Here is a 10,310-nt window from a genome sequence, read left to right on the forward strand (position 1 = left end):
CCATCGGTCGGCGACCTGAAGGGCATGGGGCAGCGCTCGCGTCGTCGCCTCGCCGTAGCAACCCCCGCGGTCGCGGGCGACGACGGTGATCTCGGGATGGGCCGCAAGCCGCGCCTCGACGGTGCCGCTCTCCCGATCCGGAAGCAGGGCGATGACACGTCGCCGTTCCAAGTTGCAGACCAGCGTGCCGTAGCGCTGTCCCCGGCGGAAGGCCCAGTCGTCGATGCCGATCACGCGCGGACGCTTCACCGGACGGACGGCACGGCGGCGCACGGTCCGCAGCGTCGTATCCCGACTGGCCGGGACCATGAGCCGTCGGGCGAAGCTGGCGGCGGGTCTACCGCCGAGGGCAACGCCGAGATGATGCACGATGCAGTCGAGCCGGGCCGTACGCCGGGCATAGGCGGCGGCAAGGTCAGACCCGAGCCGCTCGGCGAAGATCCTGGTTCCGCAATCCGTCCCCACGCAACGGCAGCGGCGGACGCGGGCATTGAGCGCGACGCGTCTACCGGCAACCGGCAGGTCCGACAGGGTGCGGGTGTAATGGCTATGGATTCGAGACGAGGATTGATCGCAGCCCGGGCACCGGGCGGATGCGGCGACCGGCCGGGCTGTGATGGTCAGTACGGCCCCGACCTCGACCTGATCGATGACGAGGCCGCGCGGGATGACAGCACCAGCATGCAGACGGCGAGACATGACAGGATCTCCGACGACCGAAGCCGAGATCCATCAACCCGCCTGCACCGAATGTGAGTCAGACCCACGCTTCGATGTCGATCCAGGGTCAATGTTCAGGTTCATCCGCACTTTCGGTGGTGGCGAGCCTTCGTACGGCCAAGCTCTACGGGTCGACCTCAGGCGGCATGGAGGACACGCTGGCGCAGAAGATCGAACTTCGCGCGGCCGTACATGCTCCGCTTGATCAGTTTGAGGCGGTTGACCTGTCCCTCGACGGGGCCGTTGCTCCAGGGCTCGACGATGGCCGCGCGTACGGCAGCCTCGTCCTGCCGGAGCCCGGTGACGAAGCCGCCGAGATCGGTCTTGCCTGCGGCCTCAAGCCAAGGCGTCAGTCCTGCCGGATCTCCTTTGCGCAGGAGATCGGCGAAGGCCCGCACAGTCTCGACGGCTTGCCTGAGCTTCGGGGCAGCGACGCAGAGTGCGTCGGTGAAGGCGCGATCCTCCGGCAGCAGCGTCGCCGGATCGCCGGTCAGCCATCGGGTGATGCGCCGTGTCGAGGGGATTCGAGCGGACGCCGGTCTGACCGGCGCCCCTGATCGCTGTCGCCCAGCCCAGCGTCGGACGATGTCGTAGCCGCCCGCGAATCCCTGGGCGCGCAGTTCGCGATGGAGAACGGTCGCGCTGCGCTCGCCCTCCTGCCAACGTGTCTCGACGAAGGGGAGATGACGGTCGAGCCGGCTCGGACCTGGGGCTCGGCGGTAGGGCATGAAGCGGCCAACTCGGACCCAACGGCGCACGGCGTTGCGGGATGCGCCGATACGGCGGGCGATCTCCTTGGTCGGCATCCCTTCGCCGTGGAAGCGCAAGGCTGTCTCGCAGCGGTCGCGCCGCGGGTTATGCACCTCCGACGTCGGCGCGCTCTCCGTCGCAGCGTGGCCATCGAAGGAGGCATGCACGAGGCGATGCGCCACGTCCCTGATCTCGGACTGGTGCCGCTCGACGATGCCGCGCACCGCCTCGGAAGCATTGACCAACAGGTGCCAGCGATCGGCGACCTGCGTCGCCGTCGGTGCACCCGTGCGCGCGGCCTCGGCGTAGGGCCCTGAACGGTCGCGGCTGATTACGGTCACGCTCGGATGGGCAGCGAGCCAATCCCGCACCGGTGCCGACGAGCGGCCGGGAAGCAGGTCGATGACGCGCCGCCGTTCCAGGTCGCAGACGATGGTGCCGTAGATGCGGCCGCGCCGCCAAGCCCAGTCATCGATGCCGACCACGCGTGGCGGTGGAGACGGATGGATCCCGCGATGACGAATCAAGCGCAGGACGGTGTCGCCGCTGATCGGCATCGCCAATCGTCGCGACAGACGGGCACCGGGCTCACCGCCCAGCACCATGCCGATATCGGTCTGTGCCTCGGCCAACCGTTCGCTGCGACGCGCCTTGCGCGCAGCCAGCCCCGGCACGGGTTCGACGAAGATCCGCCCTGGGCAGTGGCTGCAGCGGAAGCGGCGGACCTTCAGGCGCCACGTCACAGCCCGGTCCTGCCACGGCAGGTCCTTGAGGGTTCGCTGATAGGTGCTGTGCATCCGCGTCGAGGGTCGTCCGCAACTCGGACAGGTGGCATCGACCGTGGTGGTGTGAGCGGTGATCAGCAGCCCGCGCGGGTCCAGCGTCAGATCATCGACGTGAACACCGTCCGGGACCGACGGCATCGACGGGTTGGAGATCGGCATCGTGCTGCCCTCGGGCCACAACGCTGATCAACGCCTGAGCCACCCGCCAGCACCGAAAGTGCGGATGAACCAATGTTCAACGCTGTTTGACATACATAGGGTTGCAGCGTTGCCATTATCCCACAGCGGCCTCAGCGATCCCCGCGCCGTAACTCTCGCGGCCATGCGCTACATCACGTCCGTCGCTCCGGCACGAGACGAACGGAACAGGGCCGAACCATGTCCATCATTGGATTCGGCCCGCTCCTCATCTTGTCTGCGTCGTCACCGAGCCGTCGTCGGGATCGACAGCTTCGACCCGAGGGCTGAAGATCCTGCCGAGACCATCTCGGACAAGCCAAAGCGCGCCGAGCGGCCGCGGAAGGTCAAAGAAGCCGCTGGGGCTTGAGGCCAAGCAGGGATCTGCCGTTTTCTCCGGCGATCCCCATATCACTACCTATCGCAGCGGTTGAGTCTTCACCGGCTCCCGCCCGCGAGCGCACCGGTCGCCGTGTTCCCCCCGTTCACGCGCGTCCGGTGCGTCCTCATCGGCTTCCCAAGGGGCGCAGGAGCGGACAGCCCTCAGGTGACGCTCACTCGTACCCGGTGCCATGTCGTGTTGAGGTAGCCTTTGTAGTTCCACGTGTCGTTGGGATCCGAGGGTTGCGTTTGACCAGCCTCGTCCCAAGCTTGCACCGCAAGCTCGTGCTCACCTGCAGGCAGGTCGAGAGCGATCGTCCAGAACGTCCAGGCGAACGGCGTATTCGCGTCATGCTCAAGCGAGGCTTGGGCCCAGGATCGCCCACCGTTGCCGGACACATCGACGCGCACCACGGCGCGGTCCCCCGAAATCGCGTAGCCGCGGATTCTGTTCGTTCCAACCGTCAGCTCTGCGCCGCGCATAGGCTCGCAGATCACCGCGTTCAACGGCATGGTGTTGATGGTGTGGCCCTTCGCTGGGTCGGCCGTCTCCGCGGTCACATCAGGCGGGTACAGCCTATAGTCGTTCGCCTGGATCGGATTATCGGAAGGGCGGTCCTGCACCGTGATGCGCTTCAGCCATTTTGGGCTCCGCACCCCGGCGTAGCCTGGCACCACGGCCCGCAGCGGGAAGCCGTGCTCCGGCAGTAGCGGCTCGCCATTCATGGCGAAGGCCAGCAGGGTTTCCGGTGCCAGCGCCTTCGCGAGTGGAATGGAGACGCCGTAGGGGTGTCCCTCGACCGTGTCGTGGCTCTCGAACGCGACATGCTTGTCCGCGCCATCGTGGATCCCGGCCTCGCGCAGCACATCGGCCAATCGCACCCCGGTCCACTCGGCGGTGCCGATGGCGCCGCCATCCCACGGATCACCGGAAACCGGTGCGACTACCCGCATGTCAGCCCGGCGATTGCCCGCACACTGCATCGTCGCGGTGACGACGACGTGAGAGAAGTTCGATCGCAAATCATGCAGCGACAGTTTCAGCGTGGTCGAGACCGCGCCGTCGACGGTGAGGCGGAACTCATCTTCGGCGATCGCCGGCAGATCCCCATGGCAGCGCACATAGAAATCGTCTGCCGGCGTGAGATAGGCCGCGCGCAGCCTGACCAGCGGTGGTTCGGCGTTGTAAGGCGTCTCCCCGTGGACGATCAGGCGCGCTTTGCGCTCGGCCAAATTCGACATTCCAGTTGTGCCCCTCGGTACGCGGTGGGAACGCGCAGCAACACCAGATGGGAACGCCCGGGCTCACGGAGCGTAGCGCTTCCATAACGGAGGCGCGCACCATGACTCGCGCTGACACCCCAATGCCGGGCGAGGATCCAGGCGCGTTGATCGAGGATCCGTCCCGCCTCGATGAGATCGAACCGCCGCCGAAGCCGAGCGTGCCGGAGGAAGACGATCCCGAAGTGGAAGACACCGAGGTGCAGCCGACCTGATCCAGGCCGCCCATCCGTTGCCCAAGGCAGATACAGAGAGCACCGCGATCATGATCGACCGGAAGCGCCTCGAGACCAATCCAGCCGAGACACCGCCGGGAGAGCGTGGCTATGTGGACCTGCCGGTCCGCGGGACGTCACAGGGCCCACGCTCGCTCGGAGCCTCAGAGGCGGCATCGGAGAACGTTGTTCAGGCTGAAGGCGATAGCGCCTTGTTCGGCGGTCCCTACGCCTGAGGGGGCCCCCGCCTCATCCCGCCACTCGTTCCGATCGGCCATCGTAGCTTCTGCGAGGGTGTGCACGTAATTGTGCTACCTAAGTGTGTGCAGTTCAACGAACAACGGCTTCGCGGCGATGAGCAGCGACATGGTGAGCGCGGCGGTGGTAAAGCTGACGTGGGCGGCTCTGAGAGTAGCCCGAGATCGGAACCGCTTCGGCTACCGGACGGGTCGGATTGCTCAGGAGCGCCCCGAATATGCCTCCGGGTCTGTATCCTTGAGCGGCTACGATCCTATTCGCCTTTTCGACGCTCATATCGCAAGCGCTCGTCATGCCCTGGAGAGCGCCGAGGGCCCGCTCGTATTCGGGGAGATTGGTGCAGCCGGGTGAAGTCCAAGCCCAAGCTGGAGCGGGGGCTACTAACCCGGAGACAAGAGCGGTGAACACCAAGTTTGTCCGGAAGCTCACAACCACCTCTCGTCCATTCCCATCGTCTCCTAGAACGGTGGCCAGAGACACAACGATCCCACCTGCGTCACGCGGTCGGAGTCTGCAGGTGAGGTGGGGATTGAAGCCGTCTCGGTGTCGGTGGCTTGAAACAGCCACGCCATCGACTTCGATGGCGTTCTTCAAATCGCCCGGCTGCAGACGGTCACCGCATAGTTCAGCCAGCTCTACGATCCGCGCGGATTCTCGCTTCGTCTGAGCGGTCGAGGCCGCCCTCTGCCCCACGACAATCTGATTGAGGATGTCGTGCTAAGGCGGGAGCGGCCGATGGCGGCGGCCGGGAACAGCGAGTGAGATCGGTCGGCTTGCGCATTGAGCGAGTGCAGCATGCTCAGCCGGCCCGGCGCCCGCAGCGAACGTAGGTCGAGGTACCCATCGCACTCGACCAGGTCAGGCGGTCGCCACTCACTGCAAGGCGGACTTGTGAGGACCAACGATGGTCTCGATCGCCGCAATCGGCTGCCATAGCCCATCCATTGCCGACCCGATGTATACCTCGGAAGCTACAGATGGTTTCGCCAGCCTTGGCGCGCTCGGGAGTGATAGTCGCAGGGACGTAGCCGTTACGTCGCGACGGTGCGCTACAGGCGTCAGCGGTAGGCCCCCACATGCCAACATAATCCAGGCCGACTGAGGCAGGGCGCGGCGTAGCAGGAGGTGCTACAGACTGCGCCGCGGCCGCTGTTTGCTCGAACGGCTGCGTACTAACTGGCACCGCGGCAGGCGTAGCTCGCTCAGGTGAAGCAACCATCATTACAGAGCGGGACAGATCCCCGGACTGATCGATGAGAGGCTCACTGGCGGCCTGAATAGATACAGCCCGAAACGGCAAATCCTCATAAAGATAGACTGCGCAGTAAACAAACAGGGCGCCCCATCCGAGTACAAGGAGGGTCTGAAGCGCGAAGCTATACCGCCCTTCCTGCTGCGGCTCAATCGATGCGCCGGCCACCACTATCGCACCCATCTCTCCCTCCTGCGGTGCTCGTCCTTAAACGCCTTCTATTTGCCCAACACAGGCTGGCTTGGGAAAAAGGGGGCGACGCAGCTGCAATCAGCGACCGCGTTACTTCAAAGAAACGAGGCCTCTAATTAACATCCGATTAATGGTTAAAAGTAAGTTAACTTCGTGAATTCCAACTGCAGACGCAGCGAAAAATTTCTGCGATATCATGCAGAATCATGGGCGGCAGATGGCGGAAGCGGATGGGGGCGAGCGACTAACCGTTGTTGTGCCAGGCCTTGATCTGGCGGAACACGGCTTGCCCATTGCTGACCGTCACCTCAATCGCCTTGCCCTCCGTGGGGCAGCAATGAGCGTCGCCGGGCCCCTGAGAGACCGCGTAGATGACAGCCCGCTTGTCGTTGAAGTCGGCGCCTTTGACGATCGACCAGCTCTGCGGCTTGCCGATCTCCACTGCCGTGTCGTCCTTCACGCCGTAGACCTGAGCGGTGTAGCCCCAGTTGTTGCCGCCGTTGCAGCCGTCGACGCTGTAGACGAGGACCAGTGCACCATCAAACCGCGCCGATGACGCGCCACCACCCGCCGCGATCCTGCCGGCGTAGGACATCCCGACGTTGCACTCACGGTTGTCCTGCTCGATCCGCTTTAAGACCCGCTGCATCATCGCAGCGTCTGATGGCTTCGGATCGCCCTGTGCCCCACCGGCAGCGACGACGAAGGCGAGGGCGGAGAGGGCTGTGCGCATGGCGGGAGGATAGCTGCTCGCCGGCCGGTGTCGAGGTATCCGCAGGTTTTCGTTACGTTGGCTAATGTCAGGTAGACGGAGCGGCGACTAACAGCCATTTCATCGTGGTCGGGCATGATACCCTCGGTTCCACAGAGGTATGGGCGTTGCGCGTTCTTGCATCAGCCATCATCGCTGCAGCGATCATTGTCGCCGGCGTGAACGCTTACCTCAGTCGATACGACATCAAAGCGGCATCGCGTGACACGGCCATAGCGACTTACCTGTTGCAGGATCGCTGGACCGGCCGGCTCACGTCTTGCGTCCGACTGGAGGCTGGTAGAGATCAAAAAGCCAATCCGGCGGAGACGGAGTGCCAAGCATGGACGCCGCTTACCGGAGGCAGGCCGTGAAAGCCTCGGCATAGCGCATCCCGGCAGGATAGCCGCCGGGATGGCGGTGTCGAGGGGCTACCGGGTGAGAGGTATCGCGGTTAGAAACCGCATGGTTGTGTCGCCGTCCCCCTCGCCAACCTCCCACACCGTGCGCAGTGGCATGTCACGGCCGTCTGGCGCCCGCACCGTTCCGCGAAACTCGACGCGGTTCGGGCCCTCGGGTTGCGGTTGGACGACGCCGGGCAGGTTGTTCATCGCATGCTGCACGAGCGCGTCGGCGAGGGTCTTTTCGGCCTCGCGCGTGAAGCCAAAACCCGACAGTTATTTCCAACGTGACGCACCCTTGTGGTGTGTCGGGTCTAGGAGAAACTTGCCGAGCTTCGGTGCCTCGATCGTCCAGAGGACCGGAACGATGCCGCCGCTCACTGAGCGTTCGACCCTGCCAATGCAATCTGATCCGAAAGCACCGTCACCACCGCACCATCGGGCTCATCGAACTCGACCGCGTAGCTCGTGCCAGACCCATGAACGCTGAGGATCGTGCCGAGCGTGCCGGCCGCGATCTGCACGCCGTTGTCACCGACCACGGGCACGAGCAGCACCACGTCATCGAGATCCTGGATGCTCGACGGCGGCACGTCCTGGCGGAAGCGATAGGCGATTTCGAGCGACATGCGCTAAATCTGGCGCACGGCAGGGTTAGATGCAACCCAGGCGATCACGACTGGAGCTGAAGTTACAGGCAAGCGTCACGCGCAAACACGACGACCCCGCCGCCTTGCCGGGCGCGGGGTATCTGTCCTTAAGAACCGAGGAGCTTCGCAATTTCGGCCAGGATCCCGCTCGCGATTACGCCGCCGGCGGCGCCCGAGATTGCGTTGCGGATGTCTGTGACGGCTGCCTTCATCACACCTTGGCTGGGATGAGATTTAGCGCCTTCAGATTTGATAGTCGCAAGACTGCTCGTCAGCGCTTGCTCGTTGACTCCGGTTGACGCAAGATGGAGTAGCAAATCTTCGATTTGCTTCGCGAGGTCACTTACTTTTTGCACACTTATATCATGGACGACAATATCTCCCGCAGTATTGTTGGACCCAAAATTACCGGCAAATGACCCGTTATTATTCAAGTTGAAAAAATTTGGCACGAGCTTTGCCTGAGCTATTTCGTCATTTGAGAACGACATCCCATCACCAACAATGCCGCGTTGCTCAAGCTCAATTGCCAGTTCAAGAATATTGTTTCTAACTGCCTCAACAGCATTAACAAAATGGCCGCGGCTAAACTTCAGTGCGTATTTACCGAGCGTCAGCCCTGTGAGCTCATTGAATAGATTAACCATCTCATTTTCGAAGCTATGATCTATGCTGCTGTCGTCTTTGTTGGCTAGAAGAGCTTCGATAGAGCTAAGCGCTTCTCAAGCATGAAATGTTGTGATTCCTTCAGGTAGTTCACCGACGATTGGTATTCATCCATGGAATGGGTTCCAACCAAAAACCCTCCCTCGGATCTTACGATACCCCGGAACATCTCCATTGGGATATCCACTAAGTTCATGATCAATCCAAGATGCAATATTGTCGATTTTAAGCTTACTTGAAGCTAGTTTTACTCGGTGCAGCAGAGAAGTTACCGATACATCTGAATTCAATGCATCCTTCTGAATTTGTTCAATTAGACCTGACACGCTTAGTTCTTCCCCTTAGGATCCTCACGATACCGCACGTAGCCCTGGCCAGTGAACCGATCAGGATTCGACGTTATCCCGCGCCAGTCGCATCGCCCGGAGCTTCGCAGTCCGCTCCTCGACGTCTCGACGCTCCGCCTCAACCTCGGCCCAGACCGCATTGGCCTGATCGTGCCGTTGCGCCACTTTGGCTGCCTTGGTCTCGCGGTATCCTTGGACGTGGCTGGGGTTCTCGGACATCAGCTCTCCTCGCAACCTGTGGGCGAGGGAAGTAGGGCGCTACTCCACCCTGTCAGCAGGGGAACGTCTCGCTAGGTCGATCGGCGGCGCGCGTAAGCTTCACGAGCCATCGCTCCCAAACCCTTTTTCAGAGCAGCATCAACCGGTGTTTGGCCTTCCAGCGACAACTCCGGAAAAAGGGCGGGATGCCGCAGTAGCCGCCAGCGGTCGACCGCCTCCAAGCAGTACATGCCGGTATCCGGATCCGGGCGCGGGAAACCCCGAGTGAACAGCCGGACCTTGCACGCCTCGAACTGGGCGATCGTCAGGTGCATTCGGCGAGCGACCTTCTCGGCGGGAATGTCAGCCGGGTCCACGGAGAAGCGCACGTCCGGCGCGCGCGGGACGCTACGGGGCATCAGTCGGTCCTGCTTTTCGCAACCGCACCCCCGGCCCCTCGCCGTTCTCCTCGATGAAGATGACGCCGACGGCTTCGATGATCAGTCCTGCCCCGGATTGGGATCCGGCCGGCGGACAGTGACCTTCCCCTCGTGCTCGCTGCCCGGAACCGTCTGCCACCCGTGCTGGGCCGCGGCCTGAGCCTGCTCGGGCGTCACAGCCATCTCACCGTGCACGAGGCGATCTCCAAAGGCGTCGAGCCATAAGTCTCCGGATGGGTCGGCGACCTCGCCCGGCTCGGTGATGGGCATCGGTATGTGTGGCGATCCGCCAAAATCGAAGGTCGACGGCGGATCGAAGATCGTGAAGTCCGGCCCCGGGATGACGTCCTTGCTCATGGTTGGCCTCCGATGGTTCCTGCCTGCTCAGTTCGCCCCCTCGGGATCCTCGCGGTGCCTCACGTAGCCCTGGCCGGTGAGCCAGTCCGTCACCGCGTACAGCCCAACTGACGCTCTGTTGCCCGTATCTGAGCCACCTGCTCCCGCTGGCGCGCCGACAGGGGCACATCCGCTTCGTCGTCAAACTGGCACCCGGCATTGCCGAACGCCTGAATGGCCTGCGAGGTGCGGAAGCAGTAGCCCGCGGCCTTAAAGATCGTGTTCCGTTCGGACCACAGCTCTTCGCACGATGACGAAGCGGATCCGCTCGGCGTGCTGCGGCCGCTCACAACCGTGTGGCAGCAGCCAACGTAACGAGCGCTCACCCATCCGGTCTGGCCGGACGGCAGCTGGATGTTGACCCAGCCGCCCTGGCGGCCGAGTTCGGTGAACAGGGTATCGGGTCCGAGGCGCGCGAGACGGACGCCTTGGGTGCCGCTCGGCAGGCTG

At 63.3% G+C, this 10,310-nt stretch carries 10 protein-coding genes and 2 pseudogenes; all 12 read right to left on the reverse strand.

All coding sequences use genetic code 11. The features are described 5' to 3' along the window. The coding region (locus tag MKL11_RS23940) for an ISL3 family transposase (protein WP_243947897.1) at window positions 1-699 on the reverse strand (699 nt) is incomplete at its 3' end. Window positions 700-857: 158 nt separating this feature from the next. Continuing rightward, window positions 858-2,393, reverse strand: coding sequence for an ISL3 family transposase (locus MKL11_RS23945; RefSeq protein ID WP_243947906.1), 1,536 nt, complete (start codon window positions 2,391-2,393; stop codon window positions 858-860). Window positions 2,394-2,975: 582 nt separating this feature from the next. Then, window positions 2,976-4,055 carry a molybdopterin-dependent oxidoreductase gene (locus MKL11_RS23950; RefSeq protein ID WP_243947898.1) on the reverse strand — a complete coding sequence of 360 codons (1,080 nt, stop codon included), beginning with the start codon at window positions 4,053-4,055 and terminating at the stop codon, window positions 2,976-2,978. 2,200 nt (window positions 4,056-6,255) lie between these two features. Continuing rightward, a complete protein-coding gene (locus MKL11_RS23955; protein WP_243947899.1) occupies window positions 6,256-6,744 on the reverse strand; it encodes a hypothetical protein in 489 nt (162 codons plus the stop codon). A 449-nt stretch (window positions 6,745-7,193) separates the two neighbouring features. Beyond that, a complete protein-coding gene (locus MKL11_RS33630) occupies window positions 7,194-7,439 on the reverse strand; it encodes a DUF6883 domain-containing protein (RefSeq protein WP_409565904.1) in 246 nt (81 codons plus the stop codon). Between the two features lie 101 nt (window positions 7,440-7,540). Continuing rightward, entirely contained in the window at window positions 7,541-7,792 is a 252-nt protein-coding gene (locus MKL11_RS23960; protein ID WP_243947900.1) for a DUF4926 domain-containing protein, read from the reverse strand. A 128-nt stretch (window positions 7,793-7,920) separates the two neighbouring features. Continuing rightward, window positions 7,921-8,805, reverse strand: a pseudogene (locus MKL11_RS23965) (hypothetical protein). A 60-nt stretch (window positions 8,806-8,865) separates the two neighbouring features. After that, window positions 8,866-9,045 (reverse strand): hypothetical protein, encoded by a 180-nt coding sequence (locus tag MKL11_RS23970; protein ID WP_243947901.1) that lies wholly within the window; start codon window positions 9,043-9,045, stop codon window positions 8,866-8,868. A gap of 71 nt (window positions 9,046-9,116) precedes the next feature. Continuing rightward, complete coding sequence (locus tag MKL11_RS23975) at window positions 9,117-9,443, reverse strand: hypothetical protein (RefSeq protein ID WP_243947902.1); 327 nt, start codon at window positions 9,441-9,443, stop codon at window positions 9,117-9,119. A gap of 81 nt (window positions 9,444-9,524) precedes the next feature. Then, window positions 9,525-9,821: a hypothetical protein gene (locus MKL11_RS23980; RefSeq protein WP_243947903.1), complete on the reverse strand. Its 297-nt coding sequence runs from the start codon at window positions 9,819-9,821 to the stop codon at window positions 9,525-9,527. An 89-nt stretch (window positions 9,822-9,910) separates the two neighbouring features. Further along, entirely contained in the window at window positions 9,911-10,150 is a 240-nt protein-coding gene (locus MKL11_RS23985) for a YARHG domain-containing protein (protein WP_243947907.1), read from the reverse strand. Between the two features lie 75 nt (window positions 10,151-10,225). Further along, window positions 10,226-10,306: pseudogene (locus tag MKL11_RS33430) on the reverse strand (hypothetical protein); the annotation flags it as partial. Window positions 10,307-10,310: the final 4 nt, after the last annotated feature.

This window comes from Methylobacterium sp. J-077 (genome assembly GCF_022829365.1).
GTDB lineage: Bacteria > Pseudomonadota > Alphaproteobacteria > Rhizobiales > Beijerinckiaceae > Methylobacterium.

Bases quoted from the DNA above. Each gene is read 5' to 3' on its own strand.
- MKL11_RS23945 (WP_243947906.1), bottom strand. From the start codon at position 2,393: ATGCCGTCGGTCCCGGACGGTGTTCACGTCGATGATCTGACGCTGGAC.
- MKL11_RS23950 (WP_243947898.1), bottom strand. From the start codon at position 4,055: ATGTCGAATTTGGCCGAGCGCAAAGCGCGCCTGATCGTCCACGGGGAG.
- MKL11_RS23955 (WP_243947899.1), bottom strand. From the start codon at position 6,744: ATGCGCACAGCCCTCTCCGCCCTCGCCTTCGTCGTCGCTGCCGGTGGG.
- MKL11_RS23960 (WP_243947900.1), bottom strand. From the start codon at position 7,792: ATGTCGCTCGAAATCGCCTATCGCTTCCGCCAGGACGTGCCGCCGTCG.
- MKL11_RS23970 (WP_243947901.1), bottom strand. From the start codon at position 9,045: ATGTCCGAGAACCCCAGCCACGTCCAAGGATACCGCGAGACCAAGGCA.
- MKL11_RS23975 (WP_243947902.1), bottom strand. From the start codon at position 9,443: ATGCCCCGTAGCGTCCCGCGCGCGCCGGACGTGCGCTTCTCCGTGGAC.
- MKL11_RS23980 (WP_243947903.1), bottom strand. From the start codon at position 9,821: ATGAGCAAGGACGTCATCCCGGGGCCGGACTTCACGATCTTCGATCCG.